This window comes from Schumannella sp. 10F1B-5-1, from assembly GCF_006517535.1.
Taxonomy (GTDB): Bacteria; Actinomycetota; Actinomycetes; order Actinomycetales; family Microbacteriaceae; genus Schumannella.
The window spans coordinates 333,801-356,422 of the sequence record NZ_VHQH01000036.1 but is presented as its reverse complement, the minus strand read 5'-3'; the positions used below and the strand labels follow the sequence as shown (position 1 = coordinate 356,422).

Genomic DNA, 22,622 nt, shown 5'->3' with positions numbered 1-22,622 from the left:
TTCGCCCCGGCTCAGGCGGGCTGCTGCACGTCGTCGCCGGACGGCGCCGTGGGCGCCTCGCGCTGGGCGACGGGCGTGCGCGGCATCGCGATCGCCGCGGCGAGGGTGAGCAGCGCGACCACGACGACCGCCACGAACACGGCCTGCGACCCGGCGATGACCGACGACGGCGTCTGGTCGCCCGCCGCATCCGTCTGGATGATGCCGTTCGCGATCGCGCCGAACACGGCCACGCCGACGGCGCTGCCCACACTGCGGGCGAACATGTTCAGCCCGGTGACGACGCCGCGCTCGCCCCAGGTCGCGGTCGCCTGAGCCGCGAGCAGCGACGGCGTGGCGATGAGTCCGCAGCCGAGGCCGGTGATGAACGCCGCGACGGCGACCATCGCCACGCTCGGTGTCGCGGCCGTGAGCATCAGCACCAGGGTTCCCGCGAGCATCCCGATCATGCCGATCAGCACGGTGCGCTTGAAGCCGAAGCGCAGGTAGAGCCGGCCCGACAGCGTCGCGGCGATCGGCCAGCCGAGCGTCAGCGCGGCGAGCGCCGCACCGGCCAGCAGCGGCGGGGTGCCGATCGCGCCCTCGAGATAGGTCGGCACATACGAGGTGAGGCCGAGCACGACGGCGCCGAGCGTGAGCGAGATCAGGTTGGTCGTGACGAGCAGTCGGCGGCCGAGCATCCGGAGCGGCAGGATCGGCTCGGCGGCGCGCGACTCGACGACGAGCGCGGCGGCGAGCAGCAGGGCTCCGAAACCGAAGACGAGGATGCTGGGCAGCGACGCCCAGGCCCAGGCCTGCCCGCCCTCGAGCACGCCCAGGATGAGCAGCGCGAGCGCGCCCGTCAGCAGCGCCGCCCCGAGGTAGTCGATGCGATGCTGCCGCTTCTCGACCTTCTCGTGGAAGTTGCGCAGCAGCAGCGCGCCGGCGAGAAGGCAGAGCGGCACGTTGACGAAGAAGATCCAGCGCCAGGCGTCGAGCTGGGCGAACACGCCGCCGAGCGCCGGGCCGACGACCGACGAGATCGCCCAGACGCTGGCCATGTAGCCCTGCGTCTTGGCGCGCTCGGCGAGCGTGTAGATGTCGCCCGCGATCGTCATCGACATCGGCTGGATCGCGCCGGCGCCAAGCCCCTGCACGGCGCGGAACGCGATCAGCGCGGGCATGCTCCAGGCCAGACCGCAGAGGATCGAGCCGAGCAGGAACAGCGCGATGCCGGCGAGCATGACCGGCTTGCGGCCGAAGGTATCGGCGAGCTTCGAGTAGACGGGCACGGCGACCGCCTGCGCGAGCAGGTAGATCGAGAACAGCCACGGGAACTGCGCGAAGCCGCCGAGCTCGTGCGTGATCGTCGGCACCGCCGTCGCCAGGATCGTCGAGTCGATCGCGATCAGGCCCGTCGACACCATGAGCGAGAGCAGGATCGGGCCGCGCTCCGAGCGCAGGCCGACGCCGGCGGAGGCGGTGCCCGCGCGGCCGCTCGACACCCCGCGGCTCATCGGCGGGGTCCGTTCGCGGGCGGGGTGGCGCATCCAGTCATCACCTCAAGTGAAGCCCGCACCGCCGACAGGCATTCCCCGCCGCCGGCATCCCGCGCGTCGAGCCGCACTCAGGCACGAGCCCTCGCAGCCCGGCAGGATGGACCCGATGGATGCTCTCGCCGCCGCCCGGCTCGCGCTGCTGCTGCTCGTGGTCGCCGTGCTCGTGTGGCGCGGGGTGCTCAAGGACCGGCAGGAGTACGCGCGCTTCCGCCGCCTGCACTCGACCGAGGCGCGGCAGAAGGTCTACCGCCGCTGGCTGCTCGAGGGATTCGGCGTGTTCGCGGGCCTGACGGCGCTCATCCTGCTCGCGGTCGGGTCGGAGGTGGGGCGGATGCTCGACGCGCTGCGCGCCGCTCCCCCGGTGTCGCTGCTGCTGCCGCGCCTCGACGGCGGGCTCGGTGCGGGTCTGGGCATCGGCCTCAGCGTCGCGTTCCTCGCGGGACTTCTGCTGCCGGCCGTGCTGCTGCGCGGCAAGGTCGACGAGATCCCGGCGATCGGCGACGTGCAGGCGCTGCTGCCGCGCAACCGCCGCGAGCTCGGCTGGGGCGCCGGGATGTCGATCAACGCGGGCGTGATGGAGGAGCTGCTGTTCCGGCTCGCCGTGCCGACGCTGCTCTTCGCCGTGCTCGTGGATGCGCTGGCCGGGTCGAGCGACGGCCCCGCCGCCCTGCTCGCCGCCGGGATCGCGATCGTGCTGTTCGGCGCCCTCCACGCCTACCAGGGCTGGCGCGGCGCGGTCATGGCGACCGTGCTCGGACTCGTGTTCTTCGGCCTGTATGCCGTGACCGGCATGATCTGGGTGCCGATCGTCGTGCACGCGCTGTTCGACCTGAGGTCGATGGTGCTGCTGCCGATCGCGATCGGCGGCGCCTGGCGCGCGCGCTGAACTCCGGTCAGCTCCGGTTCACGCCCGCGGCCACCACGGGGGCTGGATGACGTCGAGCACCTGCAGGAAGGTGTCGATGCTCCGCGGCTCGGGCAGGTCGAGCCAGACGGCGATCGCGCCGGCGGCGCCGTCGGCGTGGTGGCGATCCGACGAGGCCTGGATGTAGTCGTGGTCGGCGCCGGCGGGGACCGGTGCGTCGCCGACGCGGCCCTGCTCGCGCAGCAGGCGGATGCTGGTGAGGAAGTGGTCGCCGAGCATCCGGTGCAGGCTGCCGCCGCCGCTCGCCGGGCCGAGCCCGCGACGGTAGACGGCGGCGTGGTGATCGATGTGCTCGAGCACGGCGCGCGAGACGGCGTCGATGGCGTCGGCGGCGCTCGACTCGGGGTGGTCGCCGAGGGTGCGCTGGCGGGCCTCGTCGATCTCCGCGCCGAGGGCGTCGAGCAGCAGCTCGACCGGCGAGGCGGCGTGCTGGTAGAAGGTCGTGCGGTGCACGCCGGCGGCCGCGGCGATGTCGGTCGCCGTGACCTCGGCGATCGGGGTTTCGGCGGCGAGCTGGAGCACAGCGGCGCGGAGTGCGGCGCGGCTGCGGCGTTGACGTGCGTCCATCAGGGGAAAGGTACCGCCACGGCAGGGACGTGACGACACATCCGGCCGTTTTGGGGGCGGCGTGGCGAGACGCGTCGTCGGCGAAACGCGCACGGTCGGCGCCGCGCATCCGGTCACCGGGCCCCGCGCATCCATGCGAATGCATAAGCAAGGCATGCAACAGGCGTAAGATAACCGGTTGGCGGCGAACCCTCGCCGCCCGCACCGCCCAGCGCCTCCGCGGCCATCCGACCCTCTGACGCGGGCATCGAACATCCCGTCAGAGAAGGAACACATCATGGCCCAGTACGACGTCTCCGGACGCTCCGCCCTCGTCACCGGAGCCGGCTCCGGCATCGGCCGCGCCGTCGCGCACACCCTCGCCGCGAGCGGCGCCGCCGTGCTCGTCGCCGACCTGCGCGCCGAGTCGGCCGAGAAGGTCGTGGCCGAGATCACCGAGGCCGGTGGAACCGCCGCCGCGTTCGTCGGCGACATCTCCGACCCCGAGGTCGCCGAGAAGTCGGTCGCCGCGGCCGCCGCGCTCGCCCCGCTGGGCTTCGCCGTCAACAACGCCGGCATCGGCGGCGCCGCCGCCCCGATCGGCGAGTACCCGATCGACTCGTGGCAGAAGGTCATCGAGGTCAACCTCAACGCCGTGTTCTACGGCCTGCGCTTCCAGATCCCCGAGCTCGTCAAGAACGGCGGCGGCTCGATCATCAACATGGCCTCGGTGCTCGGGTCGGTCGGCATCCCGATGTCGGGCGCCTACGTCACCACCAAGCACGGCGTCGTCGGACTCACCAAGAACGCCGCCCTCGAGTACGGCGCGGCGAAGGTGCGCGTCAACGCCGTCGGCCCGGGCTTCATCCACACCCCGCTGGTGGATGCGAACCTCACCCCCGAGGCCCAGAAGGCGCTCGCCGACCAGCACGCCCTCGGCCGCCTCGGCCAGCCGGAGGAGGTCGCGTCGCTCGTCGCGTTCCTCGCTTCGGACGCCGCTTCGTTCATCACGGGCAGCTACCACCTGGTCGACGGCGGGTACGCGGCGCACTGACGCGGTGACACTGGGCATTGACCCACAGCACAACGGCTCGGCGCTGCGGCGTCGGGCCGTTGGTCTGTCCGGCCCGTTCGCCTGCCGGTCGCCGATTCAGGGGTTGATCGTCGTGAGGATGAACAGCGGGATGAACAGCAGCCAGAGGATCGCCGAGATCACCGGGATCGCGCGCAGCGCGCCGCGGCCCGCCTCGGGCGCGACCATCCGGCGGCCCTTGCCGTCGCTGAGCACGTCACGCGAGAGCAGGATGACGTCGAGCACGGCCCAGATTCCGAGGCCGCCGAGCGTGAGCAATTTGAGGGCTCCGCTGAACGGTCGGCCCAGGTAGAAGCGGTCGATGCCGAAGATGCCGAGCAGCCACGACAGCAGCCAGGCGGTGAAGAAGTTGGGCCCCTCGCCGGGCGCGGCCTGCGGGCGCAGCCGGTGCAGGGTCGCGTCGGGCGCGCCGTGGATGCCGGAGTCGCTGTAGGTCGCCGGACCGCCGGGTGCTCCGGGGCCGGTGGCGCCGTGGTTCGAGCCGCTCGCTCCGGTCGCTCCGTTCGCGCCCCAGCCGCCCTGCGACGGACCGGAGAAGCCCTGCGGAGCGAAGTTCTGCGGAGCCCCGTAGTGCGTCGCACCCGAAGGCGGCCCCGACGGCTGCGACGACGGATGCGAAGGCTGCGAGGGATGCGTGCTCGGCGGGAACGAGGGATGCGTCGCCGGGTTCGGCTGCGCGACGGGAGCCCCCGGCATCGACCCGCCGAGGGCCGATCCCCCGACGATCTGCGGCGACTGGCCGGCGCCGAAAGGGCCCGTCGCGAACGGCAGGGGTCCGGAGGGCGCGGGGCCGGACGGCGCACCCGTGTATTGCGTGCCGCCGCCGACTGACGGGCCGGAGCCCGGCATCCCGGTCGCCGGCATGTTCGTGGCAGGTCCACCGGCCGCCGGCATCGCCGTGCCCGGCATCGCCGTGCCCGGCATCCCCGTACCCGGGAGCCCGGTGCCCGTGTAATGCGTCGGCGGCAGCTGCCCGGTCGCCGAGGTGGCGCCGTACTGCGTGACCGGCGGGGCGAGGTAGGGCGAGGATCCTGCCGCGGGCACCTGGTGCAGCGGCTGCTCGGGGAACTGGGGATGCCCCGACAGGTTGGTCGCGGCGGTGCCGAAGCTGTTCTCGCGGTGGGCGCTGCGCTGGTGCTTCACGAAGTCGAGGGCCTGCGCGGCGGTGGGTCGCTTCGACGGCTCGACGGCGAGCATCGGGGTGATGAGCTGGATCTGCTGCTGATCGAGCCCGAGCAGGTAGGGCGGCTCGGTCGTGAGCACGCGGTGCAGGGCGGCGCCGAGCTTGCGGGCGTCGCCGGCGGGAACCTTCCACGGCGGACGTCCGATGCCGGCGAACACGAGCGTCGCGGCGGCGCTGAACAGGTCGGCGGCGAAGTGCAGGTCGGCGCCGTCGATGCGGCCGTCGACCTGCTCGGGCGAGCAGTATCCGGGGGTGCCGCCGCCGGCATCCCCGGGGTCGGAGATGGCGACGAACGAGGCGATGCCGAAGTCGACGAGCACCGAGCGTCCGTCTTGGCGCATCACGTTGGCGGGCTTGACGTCGAGGTGCACGGTGCCGGCGCGGTGGGTCGCGTCGAGGGCCGAGAGCAGGTCGTTGGCGAGCTGCCACCACTCCTCGCGGCCGAGGGGTCCGTGCTTGCGCACCTCGTCGCGCAGGTCGCCGCCGCGGATGAGCTCGGTCGCCAGCCAGAGCAGCGCCGAGCCGTCGTCGTTCTCTTCGATGCCACTGTCGATGAGCTTGACCGCGTAGGGGCTGTCGATGCGCTTGAGGATCGTGAACTCGTGCGCCAGGTCGAGCGGCGAGTCGGGGTCGCGCTTCATGACCTTGAGCGCGACCTCGAGGCGGGTGCCGTCGACGCGCAGGCGGCTGGCCTTGGCGACGTAGCCGAACGAGCCCTCGCCGAGCTTCTCGCCGAGTCGCCAGCCCGAGATGCGCGCGGGCATCTCGAAGCGGCGGCGTTCCATGCGGGATCTCCTGGCGTGGGGCGGGCTGGGCGGGCGGTGCTGGGCTGGCGGTGCTGGGCTGGGCTGGGGGGCGCGACCGGCGGTGGTGCTCGGTCGATCCGCGACGGGATGCTGCGTGCCGCGATCGTCGTGCTCACGTGGCGCCGAGCACGACTGAGGGAAGTTTACCGACGCGTGTCGCGCCGTGGGCGGCGTCAGGCCAGCAGGTTGAAACGGGCGTCTGGGGTGCCCTCCCACCGAGGGCGGCTCTTCCAGATCGCTTCGATACCGAGCTCCTGAAGTAGCTGGACGTACGCGTCGCCCACGGGCTCCGAGAACGCAGCAGTCAACGTCACCGGCTGGTCTCTGCGGAGGAAGTAGCGGTACTCGAACAGCTGACCGATCGCCTCCCGAACAGCGGCTCGCGCGTCACCATTGCGGACGACTTTGACCTCAATCATCCATCTGCGTTCCAACGCGAGGACCTCAAGATCGATCGGGTGGACGTTCGTCCCGGCCTCGTGGCCCCGCGCCTCAAGAATCTCGCCCAATTCTCGGACTATCGTCTCGTGACGCCGGCTCCGTGCTACTGCTTCTACCCCACGGATGCTCACCAGATAGTCCTCGTCCGACTTCGGGGCGAACGCGAGTTCGCTTGGAACGAGTGGGCGCGCTGGCAAAACAATTGATCCGGGATCGAGCTGCGCGTGGTTGGACCGCTCGATGCGAGCCCGGACATAGAGGCTCATGAATCGCGCTAGATCGCGTTCGAGCACCGAATCGTCGGGAAGCGCTCCGACCTCGTACGTCTTCGACACGATGCCGCCGGCCATGTAGGAGAGGGCTCGTTTGCCTCTGTCGCCGAGCTCGAACGAGTCCTGAAGGTCATCAACCGCAGAACCGAGCGCGCCGCGGAGGGTTGATGCATCCGAAAGAAGCCGTTCTCGTGCCACTGACCAACCCCTGTCGTCGCTCAGACGCGTGGCTCCTTGTCCGAGGAGCAGAGTGACCTGACGCAAGTCCGCGGAGAAGATGTAGACGACGTACATGCCGTCTTGAGGTGTCGATGTTTCATCTGGATCGAGCACCGCAAACCAAGGTGTGAGTGTCGCTCTTCCCTTCCCGCCGCCCGAGCGCACGATGTATCCGGCAGGCAGCAGCGGATCGAGCGTGTCTGGCGCCGTCGCGAGTATTCGATGGCCGTCGCTATCTAGGCGACGCTCGTAGGTCGCAGCGACAGCAGTAATGAAGTCGTAGAGAGCCATCAAGAGCAGCCAATAGAACTTCAGCTTTCGCGGGAAGCCCCCGACGTGGCCACAACTGCCTCTGCGCTGCGGCGCGCGCGACGGTCGAGAATCCACGCGCGCGCACCCGCGGCGACCGAGATGGTGATGACGACGCCGGCGACGACGTAAGCGATCGGACGCACGCTCGGATTGACGGCGGCGAAGTAGCCGATGACGGTGATCAGCACGCCCCAGCTGAGGGCGCCGACGATGTTGGCGGTGACGAAGCGCCAGTACTTCATGCCGCTGATGCCGGCGATCGGCGGGATGAACACGCGGCCCCAGGGGATATAGCGGCTGATGACGACCGACCACCAGCCGAAAAGCTCATAGAAGCGTTCGGCGCGACGGATGCCCGCTTGCACCCATCGTCCGTTGCGTTTGGTCAGGTACGGGCGGCCGAGGCGGCGTCCGAGCCAGAAGCCGACCTGGTCGCCGAGCACGGCGGCGATGCCGACGCCGGGGGCGAGGATCCAGATCGACAAGTCGTCGTGGGTTCCCGTGAGGATGCCGGCGCCGAACAGCAGCGAATCCCCCGTGATGAACGGGATGAACACGCCCACGAACAGCGCCGTGCCCGCGAACACGAGCCCCCACACGACGAGGTAGAACACGATCGGCCCCACGTCGCTGAGCAGATTCGCGAGCTCGTGGGCCATGGGGTCAAGGGTAGTGCGGGTGAGGTGAGCCTTGCCTCGCCCAGATCCTTGCTCACCACGTGTAGCTTTCGGATAGTCGGGGTTCGCTCGACAAACGAGTGGATAGGTAGAGGTACGTGGAGCCAGCTAACGACAACGAAGAATTCACCTTCAGTTGGCTCGCTCTGCAGCTGCTCGGTCGAGGGCTCTACTCGAACCCCTGGAGCGCTCTATCCGAACTCGTAGCAAACGGTCTCGATGCGGGAGCAACGACCGTCCACGTGCACATCGATGCGCGCGACAAGAAGAACGCCACCGTTGAGGTGATCGACGACGGCAGCGGAATGTCACGCACAGACATCAGTACCTACGTCAAGGTTGGACACAACAAGCGGCGAGATCCGAACCCCAGTGACCTCACGGACGACCGGCCGAAGGGGAGAAAAGGCATCGGCAAGCTCGCCGCGCTCTTCCTATCGCCGCATTTCTTCCTGTCAACCAAACACGTGGAGGGCACCTCCAATTGGGAACTTGATGCCCGCGACGGCGTGGTGCAAGAGGACGATCATCCGAAACTGTTGGCGGTTGCGGAAGTTCCGATCACCGACAACCTCCAGCTATGGGACTCGATCGAGACCGGAACGCGGCTCGTCATTCTTGGAGTTGATCTCAACGGGTTCGGGACACAAGCGCTAAGCGCACTCGACACCCGCCTTGCCAATCAATTCCTACTACCCGAGAGCGCAAACCCGCGGATCATGCTTCGAGTCGTCACCTCTAGCGGTGCAGCTCCATTAGATTTCACTCAAGTTCAGAAGAGCGTTGCTTTCGGGAACCTTGCAAGCATCATCGAGTCCTTTCCTGACCCGACGTTCAAACCGGTCGACCTGGAGTCAACGCTCGAGCCGCTGGAAGTTCCCGCCCCAGGTCTAACGAGCAAAATCTACCAGCACCACCCCACTCGACGACCCATCTCTTTGAATCCAGAACACGACGAAGCATGGGATGAGATCGACGATGTAGTCGACCGAGACGCCTCGACCTACGCCGGAATTCCGTACCGGCTGACCGGATGGATTGGGGTTCACGCGACAATCGACAACGAAGCTGCGAAAAATAATGACGAGCGCTTCACAAAGAACCGATACTATAACCCAGCCCAGATTCGGGTCTACGTTCGAGGAAAGCTCGCCAGCGACAGGCTATTGTCGCAGCTCGGATTGACGGGAACCTACGCAAACTACATCGAGGGAGAGATCACTTTCGACATTCTCGACGACGATAACCTGCGCGACATAGCAACTTCGAATCGGCAGGACTTCGACGAAACCGACAACCGAGTGACACTGCTTCGTGCCCTGGTTCGCCCGCTTGTCCGCGGTCTGATCGAGGATCGGATGGAACTCGCGAGCACGATCACTTCTCTATCTAAGGCCGAGAAGGAGCGCCGCGACAGCGCAGGCAAGCAAGCCTTCACTCAACAACTTCGCGCCGACCTAGATAGCCACGCCGAAATTCCCCAGAGCTCGCGCGACGAGCTCCACATGGTCATCACGAACAAGATTCAAGGCGAGGTAAAACCCAAACAGTCCTTCCGGCTATTCATCTCCCACTCTCGAGCCGACGCGCCCTTCGCGGTATTCATCGACGAACTCTTGCGTTCGCACGGTGCGCGCCCGGAGGAGATCTTCTTCACTTCGAGACTGGGCGCGACCGAAGTCCTGTTGGACGATCGAGCACTCAATGAAGTGGTAAAACGTAACATCACGGACGACAACACCCTTATTTTCTACCTTACGAGCAAGAACTTCCTCGCGAGTCAATATTGCCTCTTTGAAGGTGGTGCGGGTTGGGCGACGCGCTCGGTAAGCGAGTACTTGAAGCTCAACCTCGAATACTCTTCTATCCCTAAATGGCTCACCAATGGCCGCGGAGAGGCCCAGCTCCTTCTCCCTGACGATACGATCGATCTGACGCCCGAACTCCACAACTATCTCGTGGACGGAATCCTAAATCCCATGGTTCGACACCTGAACCTAGGTCGCGAAATATCTGGCACCGAACTAGTAACCGAGTTTCGGGCCGCGGTGTATCCCCTATCAAACGCCATGAAGCAGGCAGGAACAGCGCCGAGCGACTATTTCGATCCCGATATCGTCGAAATGTGGAAAACGGGTGTGGCTGACGAGATTTCGGACTACGTTACCCGCTACCTGGCCCCGGCCCCTTCAGACCTCCGAATAGCAGAGCTCGAGGAGCAAATCGCTAGTCTCAAGAAGGCCGGCGAAGATGGCGGCTCAGCCGGCTAATGCCCACGTGTCTTGTGGAGAGTCGTCGGCAGCCGACTCCAACACAGGCACAAGATAGTTCCGCGCCAACCACTCCACTACGGGGGCGCATACTGCGTCGCCGAAACCCGAATAGGCATGATGGTCGCTTATTCCACTAAGCGAGGCCGAGGGTGCGCCCATCAGAGATGCGTACTCCATTGGTGTCATCCACCTCACGCGGCATGTTCCGTGCCCAACCTCTACGACCGCCTGCTTCGATGATCCCCCGCTGGACGTACGAAGGCAGCCGGCTACTTCATCCGACCGAACTTCCCAGCGCGGAACCCCGTCGCGCATCCGACGGTAGGCGGTGCGGTAAGAATAGCTCGTACCAGCCAGAAGAGCGTCGAACCTCGCTCGCTGGGCACGCGAGAGCGATTCGATAAAGACAGCGACACGCTCTCGAGCCCACCAGCGATCATCGCCATCGCCGACCTGTTCCAAGATTTCCGCCAGGCCAGTAGTGCGTAGTGGCGGCAGCTCAGGCAGCCCCATCCGGTGAGTTCTCAGGCTCGGGTCTGCATAAATTGGGTCTAGCCACTTTGGCCTGATCGAGCCAGCTTTCCCGTCATCGAGGACGGCACCGGAAACTCCTACGAGGAAAAGACGGGGTCGGGACTGCGGCAAAAAGTGCCGCGCGTCAATACTCAGTATGTCAACAGAGTAGCCCAGCCCGTTGAGCGACCGGATTGCACTCGCAATGTCGCGTCCCGAATGACTAGTTGCGAACGCGGTAACATTTTCCAGCGCGATCAGTCTCGGCCGACTATCGCCGAGCGCACTTAGGGCCTTGATGAAATGCCAAAAGGTCGAACTCGCTGCTCCTTTATGCAAGCCAGCTCTCGTGCCTGCAATCGAGAGGTCAGTGCACGGGAAAGACGCCCATGCCAGATCCGAATCATAGGGGAGATCTGACGAGGAAAGCTTTCCCAGATCGCCGACGATATACCGATGACCTCGAATTTTCCCGTTCAAACGTCGAAACAAGTCGTGCTTTGCCTTGGCGATATCGTTCGACCACGTGACCTCTAGGCCGGCCGCCCTCAGCCCGGTTCCCGCCAACCCAATCCCCGCGAAGAATTCGGCTACGCGCCAGGGTGCGCGAGATCGGTTAGTCATTGTTCCGGGCTCCGTCTGTACTCACGAGACACAGGTGACCGAAAAGGTCGAGTCATCTTGTTCCTATTGTTATCGATGATCTGTCAGTTGGCAGGTGCAACGCGCGCGTTCGGGCACCCGGCGATCCGGTCGTCTCAAATCAGAACGGCACGCGTCGTCCGGAGAAGGACGCGTCCTCGATCCATGGACCTGCTTCGCCTTAGAACTCGCTTGGCCCAGTACGCCTGCGCACCGCGGTCGTCCGCCTGGGAATGCCGCAGCTTCGGCCGCCTACTACCCACGCTCATGGCGATGTGACATCACCGTCCTTCGGCGGGAAGATCGCCCCGAGCAGCGTTCCGACCCACGACACGAGCTCCGCATCGACGGCCTCGGGGGGCATGGGCACCGAGAGCGCCTGCTGGGCGGCGAAGATGCGCGAGCCCGGGTACATGCGCTGGAGGCGCACCTGCAGCGAGTCCGGCAGCGAGGCGGGGGCGACGCGCAGATTGCCGCCCATGGCGACGACGTCCGAGAGTCCGGCCTTCTGGGCGGTGCGCCGCAGGCGCGAGACGGCGACGAGGGTCTGCACGACCGGCGGCAGCTCGCCGTAGCGGTCGGTGAGCTCCTCGACGACGGTGTCGAGCGCGTCGTCGGGTGAGGCCGGCGCCGAGGCGGTCGACAGCTTCTGGTAGGCCTCGAGGCGCAGGCGCTCGCTCTCGACGTAGGTCTCGGGGATGTGCGCATCCACCGGCAGCTCGAGGCGCAGCTCGGTCTGGCCCTCGGCCACGTCGCCGCGGAACGTCGACACGGCCTCGCCGATCATGCGCAGGTACAGGTCGAAGCCGACGCCCGCGATGTGACCCGACTGCTCGCCGCCGAGCAGGTTGCCGGCACCGCGCATCTCGAGGTCCTTCAGGGCGATCTGCATGCCGCCGCCGAGCTCGTTGTTCGCCGCGATCGTCTCGAGGCGGTCCTGCGCGGTCTCGCTCAGCGGCTTTGTCTCGTCGTAGAGGAAGTAGGCGTAGGCGCGCTCGCGTCCGCGACCCACGCGCCCGCGGATCTGGTGCAGCTGCGACAGGCCGTACTTGTCGGCCTTGTCGATGATCAGGGTGTTCGCGTTGGCGATGTCGATGCCGGTCTCGATGATCGTCGTCGTGACGAGCACGTCGTACTTGCGCTCCCAGAAGTCGACGATCACCTGCTCGAGCTGGCTCTCGCTCATCTGCCCGTGCGCGACGCCGATGCGCGCCTCGGGCACCAGCTCGGCGATCTTCGCCGCCTGGCCGGTGATCGACTTCACCCGGTTGTGCACGTAGAAGACCTGGCCCTCGCGCAGCATCTCGCGGCGGATCGCCGCCGCCACCTGCCGGTCGCTGTAGGCGCCGACGTAGGTGAGGATCGGGTGTCGGTCCTCCGGCGGGGTCGCCAGGGTCGACATCTCGCGGATGCCGGTGACCGCCATCTCGAGGGTGCGCGGGATGGGCGTCGCGCTCATGGCGAGGATGTCGACGTTCGTCTTGAGCTTCTTGAGCGCATCCTTGTGCTCGACGCCGAAGCGCTGCTCCTCGTCGATGATGACGAGCCCGAGGTCTTTGAACTTCACGCTCTCACCGAGGATGCGATGGGTGCCGATCACGACATCCACCTCGCCGGTGAGCAGACCGTCGATGGTCTCCTTCGTCTCCTTCTCGGTCTGGAAGCGGCTGAGCGCCCGCAGATGCACCGGGAAGCCGGCGAAGCGCTCGGCGAAGGTCTCCATGTGCTGACGCACCAGCAGCGTCGTCGGCACGAGCATCGCGACCTGCTTGCCGTCCTGCACCGCCTTGAACGCCGCGCGGATGGCGATCTCGGTCTTGCCGTAGCCGACGTCGCCCGAGATGAGGCGGTCCATCGGGATCTCGCGGCGCATGTCGGCCTTGACCTCGTCGATCACGTTCAGCTGGTCGGGCGTCTCCATGTAGGGGAACGCCTCCTCCAGCTCGTGCTGCCACGGGGTGTCGGGGCCGAAGGCGAAGCCCTTGGATGCCATGCGGGCGCTGTAGAGCTTCACCAGCTCGACGGCGATGTCGCGCACCGCCCTGCGCGCCTTGCCCTTGGCGGCGGCCCAGTCGGAGCCGCCCATCTTGCTCAGCGCCGGCGCCTCGCCGCCGACGTAGCGGGTCAGCTGGTCGAGCTGATCGGTGGGCACGCTGAGGCGGTCGCCGGGATGCCCGCGCTTCGACGGCGCGTACTCGATCACGAGGTACTCGCGCTTCACCTTCGCGTTCGTGACGCTCGTGCCGAGCGGCCCGCGCGGCGTGCGCACGCCGCTCGCGACCTCGCGCTGGATCAGCTCGACGAAGCGGCCGATGCCGTGCGTCTCGTGCACGACGTAGTCGCCCGGCTTCAGCTGCAGCGGGTCGACGACGGCCTTGCGGCGCGTCGCCAGCTTGCGCGGACGCCCCGAGTCGATTCCGACCGCGCGCCCGTAGAACTCGGCCTCGCCGATCACCGCGAACTTCGCGTCGGACAGCTGGAACCCCGCCTCGACCGAGCCGCGCACCAGCTGGGCGACGCCCGCCTCGGCGTCGGGATCGACGGCATCCAGGATGCGCGCGGCCGCGCCCGCCTCGCCCAGCACATCCGCGGCGCGCTCGAGCAGGCCCTGCCCGCCCGCGACGATCACGACGCGCCAGCCGTCGCGCAGCAGGGCGGCGACGTGCTCGACGGCACCGGTGGCCTGGCCCGCGAAGCTCGGCACGGCATCCGCGGCGATGCGCACGACCTCGTCGTCGTTTGCATCGAAGGGGCTCACGGTGAGCCAGGTGCGGTGCGGGCCCGCGGCATCCCGCAGCCCGGCGACGGTGAGGAAGCTGCCCGACGCCAGGTCGTCGCGGAACGCGCGGCCCAGGTCGATCGGCGCCTCAGCGCCGGCGGTCGCGGCGTTCCAGGCGGCGTCGAGGAACTCCTTGTCGGTCTCGCGCAGGTCCTTCGCGCGGCTCGCGATGCGCTCGGGCGACAGCACCGCGACGGTCGCGTCGGCCGGCAGGTAGTCGGTGAGCGGCACGAGCTTCGGCAGCAGCACGGGTGCGAGCGCCTCCATGCCCTCGGCCGGGATGCCCTCCCCCAGCTTCGACAGGATCGGCGCCAGCGTCGGGAACTCGTGCTCCAGCTCGCGCGCCCGCTGCCGCACGTCATCGGTCAGCAGCAGCTCGCGGCCGGCGCCGAGCTCGACGCGGGCGACGTCGCCCGGCAGCGAACGCTGGTCGGCGACGGAGAACAGGCGCAGCGCATCCACCTCGTCACCGAAGAACTCGGCGCGCAGCGGGTGGTCGGCGTCGGGCGGGAACACGTCGAGGATGCCGCCGCGCACCGCGAACTCGCCGCGGCGGGTGACCATGTCGACACGGCTGTAGGCCAGCTCGACGAGCTGCGTCGCCAGGCGGCTCAGCTCGAAGCCGCGGGCGCCGGGCTCGAGCACGATCGGCTCGAGCACGTCGAGGCCGGGCGCGAGCGGCTGCAGCGCGGCGCGCACGCTCGCGACCAGGATCAGGTGGTTCGCGCGATCCCAGCGGTGGATGCGACGCAGCGAGTTGAGCCGGATGCCGACGGTCTCGGCGCTCGGGCTGAGGCGCTCGTGCGGCAGCGTTTCCCACGCGGGGAACGGGAGGATCTCGGCGTCGGGCAGGTAGCTCGCGAGGGCGGCGCGCAGCTGCTCGGACTCGCGGCTCGTGGCGGTGACGGCGAGGAGGGCGCGGCCGGTGTTGCTGCCGGACGTGCCGCCGCCGGCCTCAGCGGCCTCGGCTGCCAGCTTGTCGAGGATGCCCCCGAGCACCGGAGCGCGGAGCCCGTCGACCAGCGACAGATCGGCATCCGACTCCGGGTATGCCGAACCGCGGGCGCGTTGAAGCGCCGGAATCACACCGTGCAGACCCACTCGCTCAAGCTTAGGTGCCACCCCTGACACGCGCGTGCGTCGTGTCAGGGGTGCAGCCGTGCCGCCGTGGCGCCGACGCGGTGCCCACGCCGCGCGAGCGAGGCACCTGTGCGGTGCCCGCGCCGAGCAAGGGTTGCCAGTCGACTTTCACCCTCCCTGCGCTCGGTGCCGCGGAGCTCAGTGCACGCAATTCAGCACGAACGACGCACCGCGACCGACGCGGGCCGAACGACGCGATCCGTGCTGAATTGCATAGGCAGCCCCGTGATCGGGCATGACGCAACTCAGCATGGATCGCACGGGATGGCCGGCGTCGGACGCGTCGGCGAATCCCTGCTGAGTTGGGTCACGAGGGGCGGGCGATCACGCAGCTGAAGCGCACGCGCGGCGTCGAGCAACCGGCGTGAGCCAAGGCTCGGCAGGCACGCGGGCGGGCCGACGGGCCAACGGGCGGGCCGACGGGCAGGCGGGCAGGCAGGCGGGCCGACGGAAGCGCCGGCGACAGCCGGAGCCGCGCTTCAGGCGCCGATCAGGCGCGCGGCGCGTGCCAGCGCTGCTGCGCGGCGAGGAGGCCGTCGTCGACCAGCTGCTCCGTGGCATCCACGGCGTCAGTGAGCAGCGACGGCAGAGCAGCGCGTTCGGTCGACGCGAAGGGCTTGAGCACGAAGTCGGCCGAGTCCTGCCGACCCGGCGGGCGGCCGATGCCGAGGCGCACGCGCAGGAACTCGGGGGTTCCGAGAGCGCTGATGATGTCGCGCAGGCCGTTGTGTCCGCCGTGACCGCCGCCCTGCTTGAGGCGCACGGTGTCGAACGGCAGATCGAGCTCGTCGTGCAGCACGACGACGCGCTCGGCGGGCAGCGAGTAGAACTTCGCCAGCTGCGAGACCGGCCCGCCCGAGTTGTTCATGAAGCTCAGCGGCTTGGCCACGATGAGCTTGGCGGCGCCGGGGTGGATCCAGCCCTCGGCGACCACGCTGTTGGTCTTGTGGCGCGAGAACTTCGCGCCGAGGCGATCGGCGAGCTCGTCGACCGCCATCTGACCCACATTGTGACGCGTGGCCGCGTAGGCGGGCCCGGGGTTGCCGAGCCCGACCACGAGCCACGCGTCACTCATGCGGTGTCAGTTCGAGAGAACAGAGCAGAGGATGCGCCCGGGCCGGAGCCCGGGCGGAGCATCCGTCTTACTCGCTGTCGCCCGACTCGGCCTCGGCGTCGCCCTCAGCGGCGTCGCCCTCGGCGGCCTCGTCACCCTCGGTCTCCTCGCCCTCCTCGGGCAGGTCGACGACGGCCGGCACGGTGATGTTGACGACCAGGGCCTCCGGGTCGGTCAGCAGGGTGGCACCCGACGGGAGCACGACGTCCTTCGCGAGGATCTGCGTGCCCTCCTCGAGGCCCTCCGCGCTGACGTGCAGGTTCTCGGGGATGTGCGTCGCCTCGACCTCGACCGACAGGGTCGTGGCGTCGAGCGCGATGATCGTGCCGGGAGCCGACTCGCCGTCGACGTGCACGGGCACATCCACGGTGACCTTCTCGCCGCGGCGCACGACGATGAGGTCGACGTGCTCGATGATCTGGCGCACCGGGTCCTTCTGCACGTCCTTGACCAGGGCCAGCTGGCTCTCGCCGGCGATCTGCAGGTCGAGGATCGCGTTGGCCTTGCGCAGGATGAGCATGGTCTCGTGACCGGGCAGGGTCAGGTGGCGCGGCTCGGTGCCGTGGCCGTAGAGCACGGCGGGGATCTTGTCGTTCGCGCGGATGCGGCGGGCAGCACCCTTGCCGAACTCGGTGCGCTCGTCGGCGACCAGCTTGTTGTCGTCAGCAGCCATGGCTGAGGTTCTCCTTCGCGGGCTCTCGCCCGTCTTCGTGTGCGGTTTCTACTCGAACGCAGGACAGCGTGAGGAAGAACACAGCGGGACGCGCCCGGGGCCTTGCTCACCGCGTCGATCACGGATGCGGGCGGTGCGCGCATCCCTCGCCGAGGTCTCGCAGAAGTGTACCGGGGTGCGGCGTCTACCGCGAACCGGGTGCCTGATACCCCGGACTCGTCGGCGGATCGCTGGGGAGCACGACGGTCGGCGAGGTGCGGTCGACACCGTCGGCGGCGCCACCCCCGTCGACCGGGGTGTAGCCCGGCGTGACCCACGGGCGGCCCGGCTCGTCGCCCTCGGCCCCGGGATGCGGCGCGACCCAGTTGCTGCGTCGGGCGCCGACGCGCCCCGCGATGCGCGCCCCGATCCCTGCGCCGAGAAGCGTCGCCCCGAGGAGAGCGAAGCCGCCGACGGTGCCCAGCACCGTGATGCCCTGGATGACGTCGGGACCGATGCCGGCGCGATTCACCACGGCGAGCGCGGCGCGCGGCACGAAAAGGGTGGCGAGGCCGCCGCCGAGCACGAGCAGTCCGCCGACGATCGCGGCCATCGACGACCAGCGCGCCGCGAACACCACGACGAGCAGGAGCACGACGCCCGCGCCCAGCAGCGCGAGACCGACCGGATCGACCCCGCGCAGTGCGGTGATCAGGTAGCGGTAGTTGAGGAAGCCGCCGACGGCGATCATCGCGACGGCGGGAACAGCGACCACCAGGCCGACCAGCAGCGAGACGACGCGCGCGGCCGCGCGCGACGCGACCTGTCCGCGGCGACGCGCCGCCGCGAGGATGCCGAGCAGCACGTTGGCGAGGCCGATCGCGAGCACGACGCCGCTCGGCAGCACGAGATAGAGGCCGTTCGTCAGGTCGGGCAGCACACGGTAGAGCTCACGCAGGCCCGTGTAGACCGGACTGGCGGATCCCGCATCCGAGCGTGCGCTCAGCGTCGGCGGCAGCAGGGTGCCGAGCGCGCCCACGATCACCTGCACGGCTCCGACGACGAGCACGCCGAGCGATGACCACCCGGCCGTCGCCGAGGCGACGACGACCAGCAGCGCACCGACGATCAGCAGGCCCATGGCGATGGCGACCGGCACGACGGTATCGGGGTTCTCCAGCCCGACGCGGCCGAAGTTCAGCGAATAGAGGCGATAGAGCACGCCGCCCTGGCTCAGCACGAGCAGGCCGCCCGCGAGCGAGGCGACCACGGCGACGATCAGCGAGACGAGTCGGGCCATGCGGTCACGGTAGCGGGGATGCACCCCGTTCGGGGGTCAGATCTGCCACGATGTGGAGAACGGGATTCCGCGAGACGCACCGCGCCGACCGCCGAGACGCCCACCGGGACGCCCGCCGAGACGCCCACCGGGACGCCCGCCGATCAGACCCGATTGCCGCGTCGCAAAGTCGCCATGGACTTTCGGACATGTTTTTGAAACGATGATCGCGCGGTGTCGAGGGCGAGACCGCACGAGAGTCGATCCCCCGCGGCATCACCGGCCGCGCATCCCGACCCCCGTCGCCGCCCCGTCGCCGCACTGCGCTCGACGACGAGCGCAGGTCACGACGAGGGAGACGCCCGTGAGACGTACTGCACCCCATCCGACCGACACGGCCCGGCTCAGGCCGGCACCGGGAGCGGGCCGAGCCGGAAAGCGGGCGCTCGGCGCGCTCGTGACCGCCGGACTCGCCGTCGGACTGATCGGCCTGCCGGCCATCGCCGCCGACGCGGCGCCGACCAAGACCTGGAGCGGCATCACCCCGCCGCTCAGCACGCCCTGGACCGCCGATGTCGGCCCCGACAACGCCCTGCCCGACTACCCGCGCCCGCAGCTCGCACGCCCCACGGCCGCGAACCCCGAGTGGGTCAACCTCAACGGGCTGTGGCAGTACGCCGGAACCGACGGCTGGAGCGCCCCGCCGATCGGCAAGGACCTCGCCGGGCAGATCCTCGTGCCCTATCCGACCGAGTCGTCGCTCTCGGGCGTGCAGAAGCACAGCGAGTTCATGTTCTACCGCCGCACGGTCGACGTTCCCGCCGACTTCACGAAGGGCGGCAAGCACGTCAACATCAACTTCGGCGCGGTGAACTACGACGCCACCGTCTACGTGAACGGCAAGCAGGTCGGCCGTCACCTCGGCGGCTACGACGCCTTCACGATCGACGTGACCAGCGCGCTCAAGAAGAGCGGACCGCAGGAGATCGTCGTGGCGGTGCACTCCCCCGTGGACGCGGCGAACATCCCCATCGGAAAGCAGCGCCTCGACCCGAGCGGCATCTTCTACACCGCCGCCTCGGGCATCTGGCAGACCGTGTGGATGGAGTCGGTGCAGCCGGCGAGCATCGCCAGCTTCACCGCCACCCCCGACGTCGACACCTCGTCGTTCGCGATCTCGGCAGGCTTCTCCGGCGACGTCGCCGGCGGCAGCCTCAAGGTGGATGTGCTCGCTGACGGCAAGAAGGTCGCCAGCGCGACCGGCGCCGCCGGCGGGCCCATGACCGTGTCGATCCCGAACGCGCGACTCTGGTCGCCCGACGACCCGTTCCTCTACACGTTCCAGGCCAAGCTGACCGTGAACGGCAAGAGCGACAAGGTCGAGAGCTACGCGGGACTCCGTGAGATCGCGGTCGAGAACGTCAACGGCAAGCAGCGCATCACGCTGAACCACAAGGCCACGTTCCTGCTGTCGACGCTCGACCAGGGCTACTGGCCCGACGGCATCTACACGGCGCCGACCGACGACGCGCTGAAGTTCGACATCCAGAAGACCAAGGACCTCGGCTTCAACACGATCCGCAAGCACATCAAGGTCGAGCCGGCCCGCTGGTACTACTGGGCCGACAAGCTCGGACTCATGGTCTGGCAGGACTCGCCCGCGCTGCCCACGGGTCGCAACGGCAACCTCAGCGACGGCGACAAGGCCAACTTCCGCGCCGAGACCGCCGCGATGGTGAATCAGCTGAAGAACGTCACCTCGATCATCGGCTGGATCCCCTTCAACGAGGGCTGGGGACAATGGAGTGTGCAGGCCGCCTCGGAGGTCGGCGCGCAGGTGAAGGCGCAGGACCCGTCGCGACTGGTCAACGACCGCTCGGGCGCGAACTGCTGCGACACCCCCGGTGATCCGGGCACGGGCGACATCATCGACTGGCACCAGTACCAGGGACCCGCTCTGCCCGCGCCCGACGCGACGCGCGCATCCATCGACGGCGAGCACGGCGGTCTCACGCTGACCGTCGAGGGCCACACCTGGCCCGGCGCGCCGATCAACCCCTACGGCTCGGTCAAGGACAAGAAGGAGCTCAACGACAAGTACGTCGCCAACACGGCCGTGCTGCGCGACCAGGGTGCTCCGTATGGGCTCTCGGGCGCCGTCTACACCCAGATCACGGATGTCGAGGGCGAGCAGAACGGCTTCTTCACCTACGACCGCAAGGTCGAGAAGGTGAACGAGGCCCGGGTGCGCGCCATCAACCTCGCGGTGATCGCGGCGGGCGACAAGACCCCGCCGGCTCCCCCGACCGGCACCCCCGGACTCGCCGGCGTCGGCGCGTGGGGCTTCGACGAGGCCACGGGCACGACGGCCGCCGACGCGGTGGGCAAGAACCCGCTCACACTGCACGGCGAGCCCGCCCGGGTGCCGGCGCGCGACGGGGCCGAAGGCACCGCGCTGCAGCTCGACGGATCGACCCAGTGGGCCGACTCGGCGAAGACCGTGCTCAAGACCAGCGACCGCAACTACTCGGTGGGCGCGTGGGTCAAGTTCGACCAGGTCGGGGATGCGTTCCAGACCGTCGTGAGCGAAGACGGCGCCACGCAGAGCTCGTTCTTCCTGCAGTACTCCGGTGCTGACAAGAAGCTCGCGTTCTCGTTCGCGGGGGCTCGCGCCCTGGCGACCGGCGTGACCGTCGAGCCGGGCCGCTGGTACCACCTGGTCGGCGTGCGCGACATCACTGCGTCGAAGCTGACGATCTACGTCGACGGCGCCGCGGCCGGCTCGGTGTCGGTGCTCGGCAACAGCGAGACCGCCACCGGCGGGCTGCAGGTCGGACGCGGCAAGTACGACGGCAAGCCCGTCGACTACCTCGACGGCGCGGTCGACGGGGTGCGGGTCTTCGACCGCGCGCTCTCGGCCGACGAGGTGACGCAGCTGTTCAGCACGGGAGGCTGAGCGGGGCTGCGCCTTTGCGGCGCTGACAAGCGGGGTCGTGGCCGAGAGGCTGCGGCCCCGCTTCGCCGTCGGCGTCGACAGGATCGCGCGGCGATCCTGGCTTCGCCGCGAAATATCGCGCGGCGCTCTCAAGATCGCCGCGCGATCCTGCGAAGACAGCTCAGTAGAACTCGTGCGTGTTGACGACGTTGAGCTGCGGCTCGCCGTCGAGCAGGCGGCGCGCGTTCTCGGCGAAGAGCTCGGTGATCAGGCGGGGCTCGTGCTCGCTGATCGCGGCCGTGTGCGGGGCGATCACGACGTTCGGCAGATCCCACAGCGGGCTGGATGCGGGCAGCGGCTCGGTCGCGGTCACGTCGAGCACCGCCGACCCCACGTGCCCCGACTGCAGCAGCTCGATCAGCGCCGGCTCGTCGACCGTGGTGCCGCGACCCACGTTGACCACGGTGATCCCCGGCTTCGCCGCCTCGAGCGCGGAGCGGCTGAGCATGCCCGCGGTCTGCTCGGTTCCGGGCAGGGCGAGCACCACCGCATCCACCTCGCCGAGCACCGCGCCGAGGTTCTCGACCGGCTCGATGCGGCTGACGCCGGGCGCGTCGACCTCGCGGCGGTGCACGCCGATCACGGTCATGCCGAGGCCGCTGAGCAGCTCGGCGGTGCGGCGTCCGATCGCGCCGAGGCCGACCACGGCGACGCGGGTCTCGGCGTTGAGGCCCATGGGCTGACGCCCGGCCCACTCGTGGCGGATCTGCGCGACGCGCAGGCGGCCGAGCTGCTTGGTTCCGGCGAGCACGCCGAACAGCGCGAACTCGGCGAGCGGCTGCGCGTGCACGCCGGCCGAGGTCGTGAACGCGACCCGCTCGAGCGCCGCGTCGTCGAGCTTCGCGGCCTTCACCTGGGCTCCGCCGCCGGCCGGGATCGTGTGCACCCAGCGCAACTCGGGGTTGCGCTCGATCGCCGCGCGCAGCGCCGTGCCCGACTGGTCGGGCACGCCGAAGAACGCCTCGCCGCCGTCGAGGTACTCCTCGTAGCGCGACTGCAGCGCCGGATCGCGGTCGAGGCGCACCATCCAGTCGGCGGTCGCCGGCGCCATCAGCTCGGGCTCGTGGCGCACATCCAGTCGCGGCTCGAGGCGGCGGAGCAGGGCGACGTTCTCGTCGCTGAGCGGGGTGGCGATGACGACGCGGAGGCTCTGGGTCACCTCTCGATCCTGCCAGGCGCGGGCGGACGCGCGGTCGAGTCGTAGGGCGGCACCCCGCGGCGGG

At 68.9% G+C, this 22,622-nt stretch carries 15 protein-coding genes; 4 read left to right on the top strand and 11 right to left on the bottom strand.

All coding sequences use genetic code 11. The features are described from left to right. Positions 1-11: 11 nt before the first annotated feature. A complete protein-coding gene (locus FJ658_RS07270) occupies positions 12-1,496 on the bottom strand; it encodes an MFS transporter (RefSeq protein WP_141144693.1) in 1,485 nt (494 codons plus the stop codon). A 148-nt stretch (positions 1,497-1,644) separates the two neighbouring features. Between FJ658_RS07270 and FJ658_RS07265 the strand changes: the two genes are divergently transcribed. Further along, entirely contained in the window at positions 1,645-2,424 is a 780-nt protein-coding gene (locus FJ658_RS07265) for a CPBP family intramembrane glutamic endopeptidase (RefSeq protein WP_181408363.1), read from the top strand. Between the two features lie 18 nt (positions 2,425-2,442). Here the strand turns inward: FJ658_RS07265 and FJ658_RS16090 are convergent, their stop codons facing one another. Beyond that, entirely contained in the window at positions 2,443-3,030 is a 588-nt protein-coding gene (locus tag FJ658_RS16090; protein WP_181408362.1) for a TetR/AcrR family transcriptional regulator, read from the bottom strand. Positions 3,031-3,307: 277 nt separating this feature from the next. Here FJ658_RS16090 and FJ658_RS07255 point away from each other — a divergent pair, with 277 nt between their 5' ends. Beyond that, entirely contained in the window at positions 3,308-4,063 is a 756-nt protein-coding gene (locus tag FJ658_RS07255) for an SDR family NAD(P)-dependent oxidoreductase (protein WP_141144690.1), read from the top strand. 96 nt (positions 4,064-4,159) lie between these two features. Here FJ658_RS07255 and FJ658_RS07250 read toward each other — a convergent pair whose 3' ends face one another. From FJ658_RS07250 to FJ658_RS07240, 3 genes are all read right to left on the bottom strand, one after another. Next, positions 4,160-6,070, bottom strand: a complete 1,911-nt coding sequence (locus FJ658_RS07250) for an NINE protein (protein ID WP_141144689.1) — start codon at positions 6,068-6,070, stop codon at positions 4,160-4,162. Positions 6,071-6,264: 194 nt separating this feature from the next. Beyond that, positions 6,265-7,314 carry an MrcB family domain-containing protein gene (locus FJ658_RS07245; protein WP_141144688.1) on the bottom strand — a complete coding sequence of 350 codons (1,050 nt, stop codon included), beginning with the start codon at positions 7,312-7,314 and terminating at the stop codon, positions 6,265-6,267. 20 nt (positions 7,315-7,334) lie between these two features. After that, a complete protein-coding gene (locus tag FJ658_RS07240) occupies positions 7,335-7,994 on the bottom strand; it encodes a DedA family protein (protein WP_141144687.1) in 660 nt (219 codons plus the stop codon). A 116-nt stretch (positions 7,995-8,110) separates the two neighbouring features. On the opposite strand from FJ658_RS07240, the gene FJ658_RS07235 reads away from it, so the two are divergent. Continuing rightward, the gene (locus tag FJ658_RS07235; RefSeq protein WP_141144686.1) at positions 8,111-10,282 is read left to right on the top strand and encodes an ATP-binding protein; all 2,172 of its coding nucleotides are present in this window, start codon (positions 8,111-8,113) and stop codon (positions 10,280-10,282) included. Here FJ658_RS07235 and FJ658_RS07230 read toward each other — a convergent pair. The 5 genes from FJ658_RS07230 to FJ658_RS07210 form a co-directional block, all read right to left on the bottom strand. Further along, positions 10,271-11,422 carry a DNA cytosine methyltransferase gene (locus tag FJ658_RS07230; RefSeq protein WP_141144685.1) on the bottom strand — a complete coding sequence of 384 codons (1,152 nt, stop codon included), beginning with the start codon at positions 11,420-11,422 and terminating at the stop codon, positions 10,271-10,273. The two genes, FJ658_RS07235 and FJ658_RS07230, sit on opposite strands and share 12 nt — an antisense overlap. A gap of 283 nt (positions 11,423-11,705) precedes the next feature. Then, on the bottom strand, positions 11,706-15,320 hold the full coding sequence (mfd, locus tag FJ658_RS07225) for a transcription-repair coupling factor (protein ID WP_141144684.1): 3,615 nt from the start codon (positions 15,318-15,320) through the stop codon (positions 11,706-11,708). Positions 15,321-15,849: 529 nt separating this feature from the next. Continuing rightward, positions 15,850-16,434 carry an aminoacyl-tRNA hydrolase gene (pth, locus tag FJ658_RS07220; protein ID WP_141144683.1) on the bottom strand — a complete coding sequence of 195 codons (585 nt, stop codon included), beginning with the start codon at positions 16,432-16,434 and terminating at the stop codon, positions 15,850-15,852. Between the two features lie 67 nt (positions 16,435-16,501). Further along, positions 16,502-17,146, bottom strand: coding sequence for a 50S ribosomal protein L25/general stress protein Ctc (locus FJ658_RS07215; RefSeq protein ID WP_141144682.1), 645 nt, complete (start codon positions 17,144-17,146; stop codon positions 16,502-16,504). A 184-nt stretch (positions 17,147-17,330) separates the two neighbouring features. After that, on the bottom strand, positions 17,331-18,425 hold the full coding sequence (locus FJ658_RS07210) for a hypothetical protein (protein ID WP_141144681.1): 1,095 nt from the start codon (positions 18,423-18,425) through the stop codon (positions 17,331-17,333). 436 nt (positions 18,426-18,861) lie between these two features. On the opposite strand from FJ658_RS07210, the gene FJ658_RS07205 reads away from it, so the two are divergent. Continuing rightward, positions 18,862-21,360, top strand: coding sequence for a LamG-like jellyroll fold domain-containing protein (locus FJ658_RS07205; RefSeq protein ID WP_219995731.1), 2,499 nt, complete (start codon positions 18,862-18,864; stop codon positions 21,358-21,360). Between the two features lie 160 nt (positions 21,361-21,520). Here FJ658_RS07205 and FJ658_RS07200 read toward each other — a convergent pair whose 3' ends face one another. Next, entirely contained in the window at positions 21,521-22,558 is a 1,038-nt protein-coding gene (locus tag FJ658_RS07200; protein WP_141144679.1) for a D-2-hydroxyacid dehydrogenase, read from the bottom strand. Positions 22,559-22,622 lie beyond the last annotated feature (64 nt).